Source organism: Streptomyces sp. ADI95-17 (assembly GCF_003846175.1).
GTDB lineage: Bacteria > Actinomycetota > Actinomycetes > Streptomycetales > Streptomycetaceae > Streptomyces > Streptomyces sanglieri.
The window spans coordinates 16,570-34,931 of the sequence record NZ_ML123044.1 but is presented as its reverse complement, the minus strand read 5'-3'; the positions used below and the strand labels follow the sequence as shown (position 1 = coordinate 34,931).

Annotated in this window: 14 protein-coding genes; 6 read left to right on the top strand and 8 right to left on the bottom strand. The window is 67.8% G+C overall.

The features are described 5' to 3' along the window. Positions 1–77 precede the first annotated feature (77 nt). From EES42_RS00135 to eccE, 5 genes are all read right to left on the bottom strand, one after another. Positions 78–1,949: an ABC transporter substrate-binding protein gene (locus EES42_RS00135; RefSeq protein WP_124716071.1), complete on the bottom strand. Its 1,872-nt coding sequence runs from the start codon at positions 1,947–1,949 to the stop codon at positions 78–80. 197 nt (positions 1,950–2,146) lie between these two features. Then, positions 2,147–4,921, bottom strand: coding sequence for an SCO5717 family growth-regulating ATPase (locus tag EES42_RS00130; RefSeq protein ID WP_124716070.1), 2,775 nt, complete (start codon positions 4,919–4,921; stop codon positions 2,147–2,149). A 330-nt stretch (positions 4,922–5,251) separates the two neighbouring features. Beyond that, positions 5,252–5,485, bottom strand: a complete 234-nt coding sequence (locus EES42_RS00125; RefSeq protein ID WP_124716069.1) for a DUF397 domain-containing protein — start codon at positions 5,483–5,485, stop codon at positions 5,252–5,254. An 81-nt stretch (positions 5,486–5,566) separates the two neighbouring features. Then, entirely contained in the window at positions 5,567–6,277 is a 711-nt protein-coding gene (locus tag EES42_RS00120; protein WP_124716068.1) for a hypothetical protein, read from the bottom strand. After that, entirely contained in the window at positions 6,274–7,614 is a 1,341-nt protein-coding gene (eccE, locus tag EES42_RS00115; RefSeq protein ID WP_124716067.1) for a type VII secretion protein EccE, read from the bottom strand. The genes EES42_RS00120 and eccE overlap by 4 nt, the downstream gene beginning before the upstream one ends. A gap of 182 nt (positions 7,615–7,796) precedes the next feature. Here eccE and eccB point away from each other — a divergent pair, with 182 nt between their 5' ends. The 6 genes from eccB (at position 7,797) to EES42_RS00080 (ending at position 14,963) form a co-directional block, all read left to right on the top strand. Next, positions 7,797–9,329 carry a type VII secretion protein EccB gene (gene eccB, locus EES42_RS00110; protein WP_124716066.1) on the top strand — a complete coding sequence of 511 codons (1,533 nt, stop codon included), beginning with the start codon at positions 7,797–7,799 and terminating at the stop codon, positions 9,327–9,329. Between the two features lie 13 nt (positions 9,330–9,342). Further along, on the top strand, positions 9,343–10,617 hold the full coding sequence (mycP, locus tag EES42_RS00105) for a type VII secretion-associated serine protease mycosin (protein ID WP_124716065.1): 1,275 nt from the start codon (positions 9,343–9,345) through the stop codon (positions 10,615–10,617). A gap of 134 nt (positions 10,618–10,751) precedes the next feature. After that, positions 10,752–11,192 (top strand): hypothetical protein, encoded by a 441-nt coding sequence (locus EES42_RS00100; RefSeq protein ID WP_206433324.1) that lies wholly within the window; start codon positions 10,752–10,754, stop codon positions 11,190–11,192. 1,708 nt (positions 11,193–12,900) lie between these two features. Further along, positions 12,901–14,157, top strand: a complete 1,257-nt coding sequence (locus EES42_RS00090) for a S8 family serine peptidase (RefSeq protein ID WP_124716062.1) — start codon at positions 12,901–12,903, stop codon at positions 14,155–14,157. A 79-nt stretch (positions 14,158–14,236) separates the two neighbouring features. Continuing rightward, complete coding sequence (locus tag EES42_RS00085) at positions 14,237–14,596, top strand: WXG100 family type VII secretion target (RefSeq protein ID WP_124716061.1); 360 nt, start codon at positions 14,237–14,239, stop codon at positions 14,594–14,596. Positions 14,597–14,660: 64 nt separating this feature from the next. Beyond that, a complete protein-coding gene (locus EES42_RS00080) occupies positions 14,661–14,963 on the top strand; it encodes a WXG100 family type VII secretion target (protein ID WP_124716060.1) in 303 nt (100 codons plus the stop codon). A 129-nt stretch (positions 14,964–15,092) separates the two neighbouring features. Here the strand turns inward: EES42_RS00080 and EES42_RS00075 are convergent, their stop codons facing one another. The 3 genes from EES42_RS00075 to EES42_RS00065 form a co-directional block, all read right to left on the bottom strand. Beyond that, positions 15,093–15,557 (bottom strand): hypothetical protein, encoded by a 465-nt coding sequence (locus EES42_RS00075; RefSeq protein WP_241196182.1) that lies wholly within the window; start codon positions 15,555–15,557, stop codon positions 15,093–15,095. Between the two features lie 156 nt (positions 15,558–15,713). Then, positions 15,714–17,525: an alpha/beta hydrolase gene (locus tag EES42_RS00070; protein ID WP_124716059.1), complete on the bottom strand. Its 1,812-nt coding sequence runs from the start codon at positions 17,523–17,525 to the stop codon at positions 15,714–15,716. A 9-nt stretch (positions 17,526–17,534) separates the two neighbouring features. Beyond that, a complete protein-coding gene (locus tag EES42_RS00065; RefSeq protein ID WP_124716058.1) occupies positions 17,535–18,008 on the bottom strand; it encodes a hypothetical protein in 474 nt (157 codons plus the stop codon). Positions 18,009–18,362 lie beyond the last annotated feature (354 nt).

The following is an 18,362-nucleotide window of genomic DNA, read 5'->3' as shown; positions in this document are numbered from 1 at the left end:
TACTCGTGCTGCACGTGGAGGGGCCGGCCGACGACGCGAGTGCTCCCCGGCCGGCCCCTCTCGACCTGTCCGAGTGATTACTCGCGGTCGTCCGCCGTGTTGCGGCGCCGCTTCGCGATGAACAACCCGCCACCGGCGAGTACCACGACCACCACGATGATGCCGATGACGACGCCGGTCGAGCCCGACCCGCCGGAGCTGTCCGAACTGCCGCCGGAAGCGGGAGCCGCGGACCACCAGCTCCAGTAACCGTCCTGGCCGTAGATGTTGCCGGCCGCCTCGGGCATGGTGGTGATCGACTTGATCTGGTCGGTGCGGTACGCCTCGACCGCGTTCGGGTACGCGATGACGCTCATGTACCCGGAGTCGTACAGCCAGGACTGCATCTCATTGACGATTCCGGCGCGCTTGGCCGGGTCGTACTCGGCGAGCTGCTTCTTGTACAGCTCGTCGTACTTCTTGTCGCAGATGAAGTTGTCGGTGGTGGCGCTGTCCTTGGCCTTGGCCGGCAGCGCGGCACAGGTGTGGATGCCGAGCACGAAGTCGGGGTCCGGGTTGACGGACCAGCCGTCGAAGGCGAGGTCGTACTCACCCGCGTACCAGGGCACCGAGACGTTGTCGAGGCAGTCGACCTTCAGGCCGATGCCGAGCTTGCCCCACCACTCCTTGAGGTACTTGCCGATCGCCTTGTCGTTGGGGTCCGTGGCGTGGCAGAGGATGCGCAGGTCGAGCGGCTTGCCGTCCTTGCCGACCCGCTGGTCGCCCTTGAGCCTGTAGCCCGCCTCGTCGAGCAGCTTGGCCGCCTTGGCCGGGTCGTACGCGAGGCTCTGCTCGGCGGTCGGCTGCCAGTGGTACGCGGAGAAGCGCGGCGGGATGTAGCCCTGGCCCTCGACGGCGTGCCCCTGGAAGACCTTGTCGATGATGGTCTTGCGGTCGACGGAGAGGAAGAGGGCCTGGCGGACCTTCTGGTCGAGAAGGGCCTTGTTGCCGTTGCCGAACTTCTTGCCGTCCTTGGTCTGCGCGCCCGGGTTGGTGGCCAGCGCGAAGAAGCGGCGGCCCGGCCCCTCGTTGATCTTGATGTTCTTCTCGCCCTTGAGCGAGGCGGCCTGAGCGGGCGTCAGCGCGGGGGAACCGGCGACGAAGGAGACCTCGCCCTTGCGCAGCGCGGCGACAGCGGCGTCCTGGTCCTTGTACGTCTTGAAGACCAGCTCGTCGAACTTCGGCTTGCCGCGCCAGAAGTCCTTGTTGGCCTTGAGCTTCACGTACTGGTCGACCTTGTAGTCGGTCACGACGAACGGCCCGTTGCCGACGATCGGGAACGCCTTGTCGTTGTTGAACTTGGAGAAGTCACCGACCTTCTCCCAGACGTGCTTCGGCACTATCGGCACATCGAGTGCCGCCATGGTGGCCTGCGGCTCCTTCAGCTCGATGACCAGCTGCGTGGGGCTGGGAGCCGTCACCTTCTTGAAGTTCGCGACGAAGTTGCCGTTGGCCTGCGCGGCTGCCTCGTCGGTCATCATCTTGTTGAACGTCCAGGCCGCGTCCTCGGCGGTGGCCTGCTGTCCGTCCGACCACTTGGAGTCGGGGCGGATGGTGTACGTCCAGGTCAGCTTGTCCGCGGACGGCTCCCACTTGGTGGCGAGGCCGGGGATCGCGTGGTTGTCCTTGGGGTCGTAGTTGGTGAGGAAGTCGTACATGAGCCGCGTGATGCTGGTGCTCATCAGCTTCTGGGCCAGGAACGGGCTCAGGGAGTCGACGCTCTGTGCGACGGCGACGGTCAGTGTCGACTTTCCGCTGTCGGCGGCCTGCGCCTGCTGCGGCGCGGCACCGAGCGGCATGCCCGGGACGACGGATCCGGCGGCCAGCGCCAGCGCGGCGGCACCGGAGGCCAGGAGAACACGCAGACGTGAACGTGGCTGGGCAGAGGGCGGTGGAACTCTTTCGACCATGGTCAGGGACCTCGCGTCATGACTCGCACGGAGAAGGCGGGTTGATCTGTGGTTCGCCAGCTGGTGAAGCGAAGGTTTATCAGCGGTGGTCGAGCTGCGTCAACGGTCATCGAAACGGCGTGTGGGCTGCGGGAATGTGCAGAGGGCCCGCACCGAGGAGACGGTGCGGGCCCTCATTGGTTCAGACCTCTGATGCCTTACTGCTGAGGCGCTGGCGGCGGCTGCTGCGGCCATCCGGCGGGCGGGACGGGACCCTGCAGCTCGGGCGGAACCGGCTGTCCCGGCCGGCCGGGCTGCCCCTGCTGCCAGCCGTTCTGCTGCGGCCCGGCCGGGCCGGGCTGCGGCGGGTAGGGCTGCGGGGGCTGCTGGCCACCGTACGGCTGCTGTTGCTGCGGCGGGTACGGCTGTTGCTGCGGCTGCTGCGGGGGGTACTGCTGCTGGCCGGGCATCGGCGGGGCGTACTGCGGCGGCGGGGTGGAGCCGTTCGAGGTCCAGAGCCCCTGCTGCTGCTGGGCGCGGGAGAAGTCCTCGGCGACCATCGCGGAGAGGTTGAAGTACGCCTCGCGGGTCTTGGGACGCATCATGTCGAGGTCGACCTCGGCGCCGGCCGACAGGTGCTCGTCGAACGGTACGACGACCACGCCCCGGCAACGCGTCTCGAAGTGCTGCACGATGTCGTCGACCTTGATCATCTTGCCGGTCTCGCGGACCCCGGAGATGACGGTGATGGAGCGCTGTACGAGGTCCGCGTAGCCGTGCGCGGAGAGCCAGTCCAGTGTGGTGGACGCGCTTGACGCGCCGTCGACCGACGGCGTGGAGATGATGATCAGCTGGTCGGCGAGGTCCAGCACCCCGCGCATCGCGCTGTAGAGCAGGCCGGTGCCCGAGTCGGTGAGGATGATCGGGTACTGCTTGCCCAGCACGTCGATCGCGCGCCGGTAGTCCTCGTCGTTGAACGTCGTGGAGACCGCCGGGTCCACGTCGTTGGCGATGATCTCCAGACCGGAGGGCGCCTGTGAGGTGAACCGGCGGATGTCCATGTACGAGTTGAGGTACGGGATCGCCTGGACCAGGTCGCGGATGGTGGCACCGGTCTCGCGGCGCACCCGGCGGCCGAGCGTGCCCGCGTCCGGGTTGGCGTCGATGGCGAGGATCTTGTCCTGCCGCTCGGTGGCCAGGGTCGAGCCGAGGGCGGTGGTCGTCGTGGTCTTGCCGACGCCGCCCTTGAGGCTGATGACCGCGATCCGGTAGCAGGACAGCACGGGCGTACGGATCAGCTCCAGCTTGCGCTGCCGCTCGGCCTCCTCCTTCTTGCCGCCCAGCTTGAAGCGGGACGCGCCGGACGGGTTGCGGCTGCTCTTCGCCTTCTGCTTGCCCCGGACCAGCCGGTCGGAGGAGAGCTCCACGGCCGCCGTGTACCCGAGCGGGGCGCCGGGCACGGAACGCTCGCGCTGATCGTGCGTGACCGGGGTCGGCCAGGCACCACCGGTGCGGGGGTCCACGGGCTGCCCCTGCTGCGGGTGTTGGGGCTGCGGCTGCTGGGGAGCCTGGGGCTGGGCCTGCTGCTGCGGGGTGACCTGCGCGGGGAGGTGGGGCGCGGGCTGGGCCGGCGGCAGGGCGCCCTGGGGGGCCTGCGGCGGCAGGGGTGCGCCCGGCTGCGCGGGCCACTGAGCACCCTGGGACGGCTGGGCCGGCTGAGGCACCTGGGCGGCCTGCGGAGGCTGGGGTGCGTGAGGTGTATGCGGCGGCTGAGGTGCCTGCGGCTGGTGCGGAGCCTGCGGCGGCAGGGGTGCGCCCGGCTGCTGCACTTGGCCCTGCGGGAAGCCGTAGCCGCCCTGCGGCGGGGTCTGCTGAGCCGGGGGACCGGGCTGCTGCGGGAATCCGTAACCGCCCTGCGGCGGCATGGGTGCCTGCGGCTGCTGCGGCGCCTGGCCCTGCGGGAATCCGTAGCCGCCGGGAGCCGCCTGACCGGTCGGGCCCGGAGCGGGCCACTGCTGGGCCGGCTGGGGCGCGGTGGGCTGCGGCGCGGCGGGCTGGAAGGCGGGCGGCAGTGGCGGCAGACCGCCCTGCGGCGGTGCCGGGGCCCACGGGCTCGGCGCGACGGGCGCGACGGCACCCTGCGGTGCGCCGGCGGGCGGTACGTCCTGGGGTGCCGCATCCGCGACGGCGTCGGCGGGCGCGGAGTCCTGCGGCCCGTCCGCCGGGGCATCGGCCGGGTCCGTGCCGGAGTCCGGGGCGGCAGCGGCAGCGGGCTCCTCGGCGGAGGCGTCGGGGGTCCGAGCAGAGCCGGAATCAGGCGCCTCGCCCGTACCCGAGCCACCGTCAGCACCACCGATACCGATACCGGCACCGGCACCGGCATCGGCACCGGCACCGGCTTGGGCTTCGGCGACACCCGACCCCGAGGCGGCCCGGGACCCGTCCCCGGCATCGCTCCCGTCCCCGTCCCCGGCCACGTCCGCCGAACGCCCCTCGATCTCTGCGATCTGCCGCTTCAACGAGGCCGGCGAGAAGCGCATCGTCGAGCCGCTCTCCACGTCGCCGCCCCCGAACGGGTCCGGCGCACCGCCGGAATCCTCCGTGTTGCCGCCCGTGGGAGCGGGCGCGGCGTCACCCGTCGAGGCCTGGGCGGGAACCGGCGCCGGAATGGGGGCGGCGGGTGCGGGCGGCGCGGGAATGGGCGGCGCGGGAATGGGCGCGGGAATGGGCGCGGGCGGCGCCGGCGTCCAGTCGGAGTCGAAGCCGCCCCCGGAGGGCGGCGCGGGCACGGACAGTGGTGCTCCGCTCGGCGGCGGAGGCGCCAGATGCGTACCGGCACCGCCCGACGAGTCCCCCGGCGCGTTCTGCGTGTACCAGGCGGGCGGGGTGTAGTCGATGGTGAACTCACCCGTCATCTCGGCGGGCTCCGCGTCGGACGACTCGTCGACGGGCTTGTTCCAGCCCCCGCGGATCTCGTCCCGATCGCCGTTCACTTTGCCTCCTGGTGTGGTCGAGCACCCTTGTGCCGTGGTGGGTGGGGGCGACCGTTCCCGTTTGTCTGATCCGCCCGGCTCTCCCCCTCGGGACGCGCATCGCTTGCCCGCAGGTTCTTCCGCTGCGCCCCGACCCACCCTAATCGTCATCGGGCTCACTGCGGCAGGCCGTATCGCACGGCAGAAACTGTCCAGTAGGTCACGCGCCGCCTTCGAGCGCCCCGAGTGCGGCGGAGCACACAGGCCAAAGCGGTCGATTGTGAATATATCCAGGCGCGATGAAAGGGTGACCGCCCGGTTCGGACAGCCACCCTTTCACCGGACCGTTGCCTACTTGAGGTCGAACTCACCGTCCCGCGCACCCAGTACGAAAGCGCGCCACTCGGCCTCCGTGTACCGCAACACGGTCCCCGGGTCCAACGAAGAGCGCATGGCGACCGCGCCGTCCGGCAGGTGCGCGATCTCGACCCGTTCCTCGACGTTCTCGGTCCCCGGTGCGCTCAGCCACTCCACATCGGAGATGTCGAGAGCGTAGAGCTCTTCCTTTTCCTGCTGGGTGCCCATGTCGGCGTCCCTTCGATCGAACCGTGTCGTTCCCCGCCATCCTCCCGGAAGCGGAGGGCCCAGGGTCGTGAACGGAAGAGTTCAGTCCATCCGGCGGGCAGTGCCGAGCAGTCCGGTCTCTATGTCCGTCGCACTTGTCATCACCCAGTGGCGCTCGCCGCCCGCCACCCAGAGCGTGACACCGTCCGCCAGGGTGGGCAGGGCCTCGATCTCCGCCCGGGCGAGCCCCAGGATCCGGCCGATCTGGTCCGCCTCGGCGGGCGAGACCCGCTGGACGCCCACGAGTGTCGACGCCCGCATCAGCCGGGGCGCCACCGGACTCAGATAGGGCAGCAGCGTCAGCACCGACTGCCAGGGCGAGGACACCACCCGGCCACGGGGCGGGCGCATCCCGCAGTCCCGCACGACCACCACGGGACTGCCCACGGTCGCCCCGGTCGGCGGAACGCGTCCCACGTCATGGAGGGAGACACACTCAAGACCGGCGCCCGCGGCCTGCGCCAGCGTCGTCCACGCCTGGGTGCGCCCGGTCTCGACCGCCACCCGTGCCCCGGTGGCCGCCGCACGCAGCGCCAGCACCTGCGCCGTCCACAGGCCGCCGATCAGCAGGACGTCATACGGGGCCGGGCGGTGGAACCCGATCAACTGCGGGTGCCCCTCGGCATCGGTGCCGATGATGACGCCGTCGTCCCCGACCGGCAGCGACAGCGCACCCAGGTGTTCCGCCGTCAGAGTGTGCCCCGCGTGCTGCGGGCCGCGCAGTCCCCGCCTGGGCCCGATGCGATTCGTCACTGTGCGCCTCCCAGCGGGAGCGTCGCCAGCACGCCCGGCAGCTGCTCGCGGTCCAGCCGCACCAGACCGACCTTGGCGTGCCGTGCGGCTTGCTCCAACGTCCTTCGTACTCCGACCAGTTCGGTGTCGGACCCGCCCGTGATCCGCACATGGCCGGACACCGACACCTCGCCCTGGTGCGAACCGGGCCGCACCGTCAGGCTGAAGGTCGTCGCATACGCGGGAACCGAGGTCAGCAGCGAGACGAGACGGGGTAGCGGGGTCGCCCCTCGGCCCAACTCGGGCCAGCGGTCCACCGCATAGGCGGTGTGCCAGCGGTCGTCGCACCGCCAGACCCTCGTCGTCTCCGTCGTCCGCTGCTGCGCCGGGGCGTCCGGGCGTCCGGCGCGGGCCGAGAGCATGGGATTGGCACAGGCGGATGTGGCCACGGCGGAGTGCAACTCCTCCTGGTCCAGCACCACGGCCCGGAAGCCGGCCCCGGTGATCCGGCTCGCCACATGGTCCGCGACCCGGACCAGGCAACGCTGAGCCCCGCCGATGCCGCCCCCGCGCGCCTCGACCGCCTCCCGGCACAGCTCCGGATCCAGCTTCACGGCCACCCAGGTCATGCGCAGCGCGGGCGCCCCGATCTGCTCCTGGAGCGGGGCGTAGGAGAGCCGTGCCGCCGACTGCTGCGGCAGGTGCTGCGCCGGAGCGGGGCGTACCTGCTGCACGAGCTGCGCGGACTCCAGCACGATGTCGTCCACCGAAAGGGCATCGCCCAGGAGGGACAACGGGAGCGCCCGCGCACCGCGCGCCTGGCGCAGCGATTCACCGCTGGCCTCCACCCGTACGACAGCCGTCAGGAACGTACCGTCCCCGACCATGCCCACCGTGCGGCGGTCCCGGTCGACGTAGATGTACGGAGCGAAGCCCGGCACGCTTTCCGCCACCGGCGCCAGCTGCGGCTCCGCATCCGCGTCGGACGCCGTGGCCGTTCGCCTGCGGTCGCGGAGCGCGAGCGCCGTCGACAGCCAGTCCTGCACGGCACGGCCCCGGCGACGTACCACCGCGAGCAGCACCAGCAGGCAGGCGACCGAGACCGTGGGCACCGGCCAGGGGCCGCCGAGCGCGAAACCCACCGCGGCGACCGCCAGGGCCGCCTCGACGAGCACCATCCGCCGCAGCAGGCCGGCGGGGCTGCCGGTCCGCGAGACCGACCGCAGCGTCGTCTTCGCGGGCGCGCCCACCGGCGGGGCGGGAGTGGCGGCGGTCGGCTCGTTGCCACGTTGCCGTCGTGAAGGGACCGACGCTCGATGGGTAGACCGCCCCGTGCGTTCGCGCGTCGCTGCACCCATCGCCGCGTTGCCCCCTTGTGTCCGTTTGTACAGTTTTTTCACGGGTGTTGACCGGGCGATCACCCTACCTGAGCAGTGACGGTCGACCGCCAACAGGCATAGCGGAGTGCCCAGTCGGCGACAGCGGTCCCCGGTGCGTGTGGGAACCTGGTCGCTCACTGGGGAAAAGGGGCAGCGGACAGATGGCATCACGGCGGGACGAACTCAACGCCTACACCTTCGCGAAGCGGAGGTTGATCGCACAGTTCCTGCAACCCAACCCGAGCGGTTCGGAGGAGGGCGCGCCGCGCCCCCTGCGTGCGGTGGTGCCCGGCACGATCGTCGGCGTCGTCATCATCGCGGTGTTCGGAGCCTGGGGGATGTTCAAGCCCGTAGCACCCCAGAAGTGGGACACCCCCTACGAGAACGTCATCATCGCCAGCAAATCCACCACGCGCTATGTGGTGTTGAAGACCGACGGCAAGACGCAGCTCCACCCGGTGCTGAACATGTCCTCCGCCAAGCTCCTGCTCGACCCGGACAAGGGCACGGTCATCAACGTCGACGAATCCGTGCTCGACAACGGCAAGATCCCGCACGGCGCCACACTCGGCATCCCGTACGCCCCCGACCGGCTGCCGGACAAGGGCGAAGCCGGCTCGAAGAAGCGGTGGGCCGTCTGCGAGCGGCCCGGCCAGGGCGGCAGGGCCATCCTGAAGGCGGCGTTCGTCCTCGCGGAGCGCGACCGGAAGAAGACCGAGGGCACGGGGCGGCTGCACGGCGGTGAGCTGATGTACGTCGAGGGACCGGGACCCGACAGAACCCGCTACATCGTGGACGCCGAGGGCAAGGCGTACAAGGTGAAGAAGGACGAACTGCTGCTGCGCGCCCTGCTCGGCGAGCGCCGCACCCCGCAGCGGGTCTCCGCCGCGTGGCTGGACACCCTGCACACCGGGGACGCGGTCGACTTCCCGGCCCTCCCCGAAGCCCCCGGCACCGACGCGGGCATCCAGGGGGAGCTGCCGAGCGAGGCGAACAAGGTGGGCATGGTCCTCGCGGCGACGTCCGGAACCAGGACCCAGAAGTACGTGGTCCTGCCCGGCCGGGTCGCCCCCGTGTCGGACTTCGTCGCGAAGCTCCTGCTCAGCAGCCGGGACCTGGTCAAGCTCGGCCAGGACGGCAAGGCGAGGTCCGTCAGCGCGGGAGCGTTCGTGCCCGGCAAGGGATTCGGGCAGAGCCTGGACTGGCCCAAGAGCGAGCCGAAGCGCGTCAACTCCGCGAGTCCCAAGGCCGGCAGCCGTAACACCGTGTGCAACGTCCTGCGAGGTGTCGACACGAAGAACGGCGCCACCACGCTCAGCACATGGGCGGGCACGAGCTTCCCCGCAACACTCCCCACCGGCTCCAGCAGCGCCTACGTCACCCCCGGATCCGGGCAGCTCTTCCGGCAGTTCAAGGGGTCCAGCGCCGACTCCGGGCCGCTCTTCCTGGTCACCGACACCGGTCTGCGCTATGCCATGCAGTCCAACGGAGACGGCGAGCAGGGCGACTCCGGCATCGGTGAATCGGGCACGAAGGAGGAGAGGGAGCAGCGGCAGCAGGAGGCACAACAGGCGCAGAACCGGCTCGGATACAAGGACGTCGTGCCCGCTCCCGTCCCGGCCGCCTGGTCCTCGTTCCTGCCCACGGGACCACGCCTGTCGACGGGCGCGGCCCGCCAGCCGCAGGGTTCCTGAGGGGCGTATCCACATGACGACGCACTCCTCTTCGCATCCGTACCGGCGTCCGCTGACGGCCGCGGCCGCCACCGCCGTCCTCTTCGTCACGCTGCCGGTACTGCCCGCGGCGGCGGACGACTCCACCCAGTGCACCTTCCCCTCGGCGAAGTACGCGGGCCGCCCCTGGTCGTTGCAGCGTGTCCTGATGGACGAGTTGTGGAAGCAGTCCACCGGCAAGGGTGTACGGGTGGCGGTCATCGACACGGGCGTGGACATCAAGAACCCTCAACTCAAGGGGGCCGTGGACACCAAGAGCGGCCGCAATTTCCTGCGGAAGGACATCAAGGACGACAACGGCAACAAGATCGAGCGCGGCAACGAGAACGGCACCACCGACAGAGTCGGTCACGGCACCAAGGTCGCCGGAATCATCGCCGCACGAGAGGTGAAGGGCACCGGCTTCACCGGCCTGGCTCCCGACGCGGTGATCATCCCGATCCAGCAGAACGACGCCGAGGGCCACGGCACGGCCAAAACACTGGCCGACGCCATCCGCTACGCGGCCGACGTCGCCCACGCGGACGTCATCAACATCTCCCAGGACACGGCCAACGCGGTGATGCCCGAAGGCGCTCTGAAGGACGCCGTGGACGCCGCCCTGGCGAGGGACATCGTGATCGTCGCCTCCGCAGGCAACGACGGGCTCGGCGGCAACGTCAAGAAGACCTATCCGGCCTCGTACGACGGTGTCCTGGCCGTGGCCGCGTCGGACCGCAACAACGAGCGGGCGGCCTTCTCCCAGTCCGGCGATTTCGTGGATGTGGCCGCTCCCGGCGTGGACATGATCTCGACGGTCCCCGACGGCGGACACTGCGCCGACAACGGCACCAGCTTCTCGGCCCCGTACGTCGCGGGGGTCGCCGCCCTCATCAAGGCCAAGCACCGGGACTGGACGCAGAAACAGATCGTCGCCCAGATCGAGCAGACGGCGGAACGCTCGGTAGCGGGCCACGACCACCTGGTGGGCTGGGGCGTGGTCGACCCGGTGCGTGCCCTGACGGAGGACGACAAGCCCATCGAGCGCCCGGCGGCGCACGAGGGCGTGAGCAAGGGCGAAGCGCCGACACCGGCCGAACTCCACCTGGGCGAAACGGCGGACGAACGCAACGCCCGCCTGGCGACCTACGTGGTGGTGGGCGGGGCGGTGCTGGTCGCCGCGATAGCGGGCGTCGCCGTGGCCGTGCGCGATGCCCGACGGCGGTCAAGGCGGTTCTCGGCCGGTAATCGATCTGCGGAAGTCACGTGATGGATAAGAAGGTTGGCCCTGTCGTAGCCAGTGACTAGGGTTTGGAATGAGGTCGGACTTGTTCACGTGAGTGCGAAAGCAACGAGTGACAGTCCGAGCAAACGGGGATTCGGGGAAACGGGGAGGGCAGGATCGTGGCCGGTCCAGGCGACCTCCGGCGTGGTGTTGGTGCGCTGGAGAAGTTCCAAAGTCGTGTCAACACGTTGCTCGCCGACCTTGAGGGGTCGGCAGCCGGCAAGTCGAAGATCGCGGCGCAGACGGTGTCACGCGCCGCACTGAGCGGCCAGAACGCGTGTTTCGCGGAGGCGGACGGGCTGTACACGCAGTACAACCGCGTCCACGAGGCGCTCGTCTCGCTCTCCAAGTCACTCGGCGACCAGATCGAGTACTTGAGCCTGGGCGTGCACGCGGCGGCCGTCGGCTTCGAGAACGTGGACGACGATGTGCGGCGCCGGTTCTACGAGATCCAGGCGCGCCTGGACAAGGAGCAGGAGAAGGCGCAGGCGGAGAAGACCGAGAAGCCTGAGCACGGAAGCAGTGACAACCAGAGTGACTCGGGGTGGGCAGCCGAATGAGTGATTCGAAGCAGCCGGAGCTGACTCCCAAGGAACAGCAGGCACAGGACCATCAGCGCGTCCAGAACCAGTTGATCGTCACTGACGTCAACCGGCGGGTTCAGGACGTCATGGACTTGTTCCCCTTCGGAGGTTCGGGCACCTCAGGACGGACTTCGTTCGAGGGCCACGAGCTCAACGCGATGATCGACCTGATCGAGAACTCCAGTCCCGAGCACCTTGAGAACGCGGGTGAGGCGCTCTTGAAGGCGAGGACAGCCATCAAGGACGCCGCAAAGGAGCTGGGCGACTTCATCAGGGACGTCGACTGGGAGGGCGAGTCCGGAATTGCCTTCCGCGACTGGGGCAAGGGCCTGGTCGCCCATGCCACGAAGCTGGGCGATTTCGCAGAGGCCGCCGGGACCCAGATCACGGTCGCGGGCGCCGGCCTCGCCTCCGTGCGCAAGTCCCTGCCGCCGCGCGACAGCCGCTTGGTGCGCAAGTCAGTCGACGAGATCGAGACTCCGAAGCGGATCGAAGGGAACCCGGAATACGCCGCGGCGGTGAAGGTCGAGAAGGACCGCCAGGAGGCCATCAACCAGGCGAACCGTCTGGCGTCGTACTACTCGGTTTCGGAAGAGACGCTGGCGGCGCAGGAGCCGCCGCGGTTTGAGAAGAAGCTTGATGTTGCGATGCCGAAGCCGCTGGGGCAAATCGAAATGGGGAGCGAACCCAACGTCCCTCCCGCAGGCTCGGAGGCATTGGGCAATAACACACCGCGGGGCCATGCAGAGCGCGCTGCCACGGTTGGTGTCGGCACCTCAGGCGGCACTGGTAATCGAGCCGCAATCGAGGGACTCGGAACTGCACCCACGCCGGACACAAGCACTTCGACGGAGATCGACAGTGTGAAGGCGCCACCGGCCCCCGTGACCCTTCCCGACACGTCCCCCGCGCCGCCGACTGCAAATCCTACGGGCCCGAGTACAGGTCCGAATCCGCCCATGGTGAATGAGTTTGTGAAGCCTGTGGCAGGTGGCTCGCGACGTTCCATGCCACCAACCGGGCTGCCCAGAACAATTGGGCAGCCCGGACGGAACGGACCCACGAGCAGCGGGCCTACGACGACCGGGCCTACGACGACCGGGCGTACTGGAGTTCCGGTCGGGCGTCCGGCTCCCATCGGCGGTGGCCCTGGCTCAGGCACGCCTGGACGCCCTGGTGGAGGTGGGAGTCAGCCGCCCGCTGCCGGTCGGACCAGTGTGACTGGAGGCAGGCCCATGGCAGGTGGTCCTGCAAATGCTTCCAAGTCCCCTGGCCCGCGTACTGGGCGCGCCAGGGCCATCGTGGGTGGGACCCCACAGCGCACCGCTCCGGGCACAGAATCGGCTGGCGGCACTCGCGGTGTTCCGCGCGGAACGGTGATCGGGGCCGGCGGAACCAACGCTGCGACTCGACCTGGCGGGCGTGGGACTCCCAGCTCGAAGGGCGTTGTGGGTACGCCTCGTAGCGCTGCCGGAACCGGCTCGGGTTCGAGGGGCTTCACGGCGGGAGGCGCGGGCCTCGTACGTGGTCCAGCTGGGCGACGGGACTCCGACGACGAGGACCAGGACGGTGGCGCCGCGCGCCCGGACTACCTGGTGGAAGACAGAGAGACGTGGGAGGCCGGACGGCGTGGAGCCACACCTCCGGTGATCGAGTAGGTACAGGGAAGGGTTCGGAAGTCAGGATGACAGCAAGAATGAGCCAGACCCGGAAGCGCCGCATGCCTGTCGGATTGCCAGGACATCTGCTCGGCACGATGGCCGTGGTTGTTGCTTGGAGTGCGGGAATTGCGGGGGGCGCCCCCTCCGCGATAGCCGCAGATGTGCAATCGAAGCAGTGGTATCTCAGCGCCATGCAGGCGGAGGAGATGTGGAAGGTCACCACGGGCGAAGGCATCAAGGTTGCTGTCATCGACACCGGTGTCAACCCATCGACACCTTCCCTGAAGGGGCAGGTCCTGAAAGGATTCGACGCCACGGGAGCCGACGGCGACGAGTACGACGACTATGCCGGGCACGGCACGGATATGGCCGAGCTGATTGCCGGCACGGGCAAGGGCGGAGGACTTCAAGGCCTTGCTCCAGGCGCGAAGATCATCCCGTTTCGAGTCACCGATACGGAGTTTCAGAACAAGCATTCGGTGAATGCCAAAGACACCGAAGATGCTATCCGGGCTGCGGCGGACAGCGATGCGCGGATCATCAGCATGTCGATGGCGAGCGACTTCCCAGGCCGGGGAGAGCGGGAAGCAGTCAAGTACGCAGAAAGCAAGGGAAAGCTCTTCTTTGCTGGAGTTGGAAACAATGCCGAGGAAGGAAACAAGGAACAGTTTCCTGCCTCGTATCCGCAGGTAGTCGGTGTCGCCTCGGCTGACCGCGACGGTAAGGTAGCCGAGTACTCCCAAAACGGCAACATTGTGGATATCGCTGCTCCTGGTAATGAAATTCCGCGTTGGTGTGACTCCAAATTTCAGAGCTACTGCGACGGCGACGGCGGCACCAGTGCAGCCACCGCAATCGCGTCTGCCTCTGCAGCCTTGGTGTGGTCCGCCCACCCCGACTGGACCGCGAACCAGGTTCTCAACGTCCTCTTCGACACAGCAGGCCGTGACTGGGAAAAGGGCACGCTCAGCAAGTACCTCGGTCATGGCCTGATCCGTCCCTCCATGAACGTTCTGAAGGGCAAGGGAAACCCCGGCGCCCCGGATATCAGTCCCCTCACCAAGGAAAAGACGTCCGGTTCCTCGGCCTCCCCAGCCGCCTCCGCACCAGGCTCGTCACAGCCCCAGAAGAAGGAAACGGCTGATGACGCCGTCATGGCAGGCTCCAGCAACGAGAAGGACGACGGCAGTTCGCTCGGCCTGATCATCGGCGGAGCGGCAGCGGTCGTCGTGCTGGGCGGCGGAGCCTTCGTGCTCATTCGTAAGCGCCGCACCGCCTGACCAACCGTACGTTCTTCACCCGTACCCACCGGCGAGCAAAGCCGGGACGAACAACAGCACCAGGAAGGAAGCCGAGATCATGGCTGATCAGAAGCTCTCAGATGCCGCACTCCTCAAGCTGGAGGGCGAGCTCTCCACGCGATTCGACTCAGTGAAGGGCCAGCTCAAGGTGCTCCAGGGGACGATCGACAGCCTGGAAGGTCACTGGAAGGGCATCGGTGCCGGCGCCTTCAACACGAAGCAGGAGGAGGTCAACCGGAAGATGGTCAGCATTGCCCACCGGCTGCTCAACTTCCAGGAGGCCATCAAGGCGGCGCGCACCATCAAGGACAACACCGAGGACGAGATCAGGCAGGCTCTCCAGGGCGTCGACGTCGTCGGCGGTTACTCGGGCGACGCCGGCGCAGAGGCCAGGATGTCGAACCTCAACAACTTCTGACCTCGACGCGCACGTTCCACGTACGAGGCCTTAATACCAAACCTAGATAACACGGGAGGACCGCATGTCGGGCAACAACGACGGCACGATGGTTGTCACTTACGCGAGCCTGGACCTTGCAGCCGGCGCCATCGACCGGCAGAGCAAGCAGCTCCAGGAGGACCTTGCGGCCATCAAGCGGATGATCGCCAATGTGTCCGAGCTCTGGGTGGGCGAGGCCAAGAGCGCCTACGACACCGCTCAGAAGGGTTGGGACGACGACGCCACGGCGATCCACAACGCCCTGAGCGAGATCTCGCGCAAGGTGCGCGAAGCCGGTGGTTCTTACCACGCAGGCGACAAGCGGGCGAGGGCCAACTTCGAGTAGAACTCGGCAGATCACAGCTCAGGGTGGGCACGCACGGGAGGTGCCCACCCTGAGCTGTGTTCCGTGCGCCGAGTCGAGCTGATCAAGTCAGGCCGCGACCCGACCCGATCAGCTCAACTGTCGTCACGTTCAGAAACGCTGGATCTTTTCGCCGTCCGGCACCTGATAGCAGCCGGAGACGACCATCAGGCTGAGGCTCGGTGGGTCGGTCTTGGCCATTTCGACGATCTTGACGCTGTGTTTCTTCGCGTCGTTGTCGGCCGTGAGGTTGATGTTCTTGTTCTTACTGGTGTCCGGTCCGTAAGCCACGACCTTCCACCCGTGCTTGGGCAGTTCCTTCTTGAGCCGCTCCATCAGACCATCGAGCTGGTCGGCCGATGCCGGAGTGAAGCTCCAGGGGTGAAAGATCTGGAAGTACTTCTCGCGGTCCTTGCCCGCGCATTCCGTGACGCCCGCCCCGGTCTTGGACGTCTTTCCCTTGATGTCGATCAGGTCGTAGAGCTCGCTGGAGACCTTCTTTGCCTCATCGGCGGCCTTCTCCGAGGTGCTGGTGCCCGCGGACGGGATGCCGTGGGAGTCATCGGTGTCAGTCATGCTGCATCCAGTAAGGGTTGCGAGGGCGAGGGGCAGGAGAAGCGCCGGGGCGCTCAGTCTGGTCTTCAAGTTGAGGGCCTTGATGCGTCGGACCGGCGTCGGGCCGGTCATGTCGTCGGGGGCTTCGAGGGGCGGTGCCCGCGGGCACCGACGCCTCTACTTCACATGCGCCCAGTAGTTCGGCGGTGGCTTCAACTTCACGTTGTCACTGTTGCCCGCCACGACCTGGCCCTGGTTCCACAGGCTGTCGGACTCCTCTTTCCAGTAGTCACTGTGGCCCTCGGTGTCCGTGGTCATCTGGTTGGCGCCGAAGCGTTCGTCGCTGGGGATGGTCCAGGGGCCGTCCCAGTCGGTTCCGCCGTGTCCGTAGCGGCCGATGTCCGGAACGGGATCCCCGTCGGCCTCCTGGTTCCATACGTGCCCCGAGGGCACGTCCAGCTGCTCGGCCTTGGGCACCTGAACACCAGGGCTGCCCGCGAGGATCACATCGTCCGCGTTCAGGTCACCCTGCCGGGCCGCGGAACCGATGAGGGTCGTTCCGTACGAGTGGCCGATCGCGGTGCGGTGCGGGTCCGAATCGCCGGTGTGCGACGCGTCGAGTCCGTCCATGAACTGGTTGAAGGCCGGCGCGCCGTCATTCGCGTAGTGACTGAACGGCGAGTCCTTGACGATGTTCTGCGGAGCGTCGTACCCGAGCCAGGTGATCGTGGAGACCGAATCATTGCCGGGCGCGGCGTCAGCCACACGCCACACGTTCACCATCCGACCGATGTCACCGCTGATGCCGCCCAGGTTCGAGGTCGTGCCCGGCACATAGACCGCTTGGTGATCGGCCGTGTCCGGATTCCCGTTGGCGACGATCGCCCGGCCATTTCCTTCCGGGCTGAACCCGAGCAAGTATGCCTCGGGCAGGCCTTCCTCACCGGTCTGGGCGAACCGGTCCTGGATGCTCTGCATCCCCTTGAGGGACTTGTTGAGCTGCTCGTACCGATCGCCGTACTTGTTGTACCAGGCCATCCACTCGTCGGTGTGCACCCTGGACGGCATCTGACCGGCCTTGATCCACGTCCATTCGTTGGCCGGCGGCTTCGGGATGGAATCCAGTTCCAGCTGGAGCTCGCCCTGCTTCTCCGAGAGGACGACGCGATTCGCCTCGTCCCGAACCGTTGAAGGCAGCCCGTCGAGCGCTCCCACGGTGTCGGGGCGGAGGGAGAGCCACGCTGCCCGCTCCTCAGGACTGAGCCCGTTCCACCATGATGCGTTGTCCTTCGGGCTGCCGTCCTTCGGGGGCTCCGGCAGGGAGTCGAGATAGCTCTTGCCCGCTTCGCGGACTCCCCCCATGTCCGACTGCGCGTCGGCCCAGTCCCGCTTGGAGACCTTCAGGTCGTCGTCGGCCCTCAGCGCGCGCAGCTTCGGTGCCCACTTCTCGTCGGCATCCGTGGCTTCCTTCAACGCATCGGCGATCCGGTTGGCATAGGCCATCGCCCTGCCGTAGTTCGGATTCGGATGCATGTTCGCCGCCTGGCGCTCCAAGGCGTCGGACGTCGGGCTGCCTCCGGTGCTCCCGGTCACCGTGCCGCCGTCGGCGGTCTTCTCGTCGCCGGGTTTCTTGCCTGCCGGGTAGGTGACCGAGCCGTTCGCGTTCACCGTGCAGTGGTCCGCGCGGGCGTCCTCGATCGCTGCTTCCAGCCTCTGCTTCGCCACCGCCATGTCGAAGGCGAAACCATTGAGCGCGGTGCTTACCAGACCGCATTCGGTCTGCGCGTAGTGGAAGTTCTTCGACAGTTCGCGGAGCTCGCGAGCGGCCGCGTTCGCCGCTTCGCCCTTGAGCTGGTTGCGGATCCCCGCGCAGATCTGGTTGTCGATCGTGTCCTTGGCCGCACTGGCCATGTCACCGGTCGCCCGATAGGCGTCCGCGGCGCCCTCGTACTCCGACGGCTTGAAGGCTTTCAGCGTCGCAAGATCCATGATCGCGAATCACTTCTCTTTCGTGTGGCCGTCGACAGCCTCGGTGTCCTGGTACTTCAGCTGCAACTTGTCCAGCTCTTCCCTGACCACCTGGTCGGACTTCGAAAGATCGTGCCCCGCACCCTCTAAAAGCCCGCCTAACCCGTCACAACGACTGCTCACATCGCCGACATACTTTCGCCAGGATTCGTACAGATCCTTCTGTGCCGCCGCACTCCGGCACCCGCCGGTGTCACCCAGCCCCGCCTGTCCCTCGCTCAGTTTCGTCAATGCCTTGCCGACGCCGTCCATCAGGCCTTTTACTCCCTCACCGGCCTTTACCCATGCCTTCTTGTCCGATTTCAGATCGTCCGAGGCCGAGGCCGAGGCCGAGCCCGTCGCAGGGCCACCCCCTTGATCAGCCGGATACTGATTCAGCTGCATCTGTGCGGAACCACGCGCCGCCGCATCGGATTTGAGATGTTCCCACTCGTCCCATGCCATCGGTGAAACCTTCCCCGTTGCTCCGTTCCCGGGCGGTCCGGGACGGTCCGCCATGGTCTCTGGTTTTGAGGGACGAAATCAATGGCCGGGAATCGCTTTAGCCAGCCGCGGCAACGCCGCCCGAACCTGTGCAGTGCGCCCGGTTTGCCGAATTTTATAGTTCTACTTCAGCAGCTGATAGGAGAAAACGGTGGCCACCTGACGCAACTCAATCCGGTTGTCCGGGATTCACCGATTGCTGGACTCCAAGAATATCCACCAAATATCCCCCCATCGAGTGACAGTCGCGCCGACGGCCGCATACCGGCGCCGGAGGCAGGGAGGCAGGGAGGCAAGGAGGCAAGGAGACAAGGA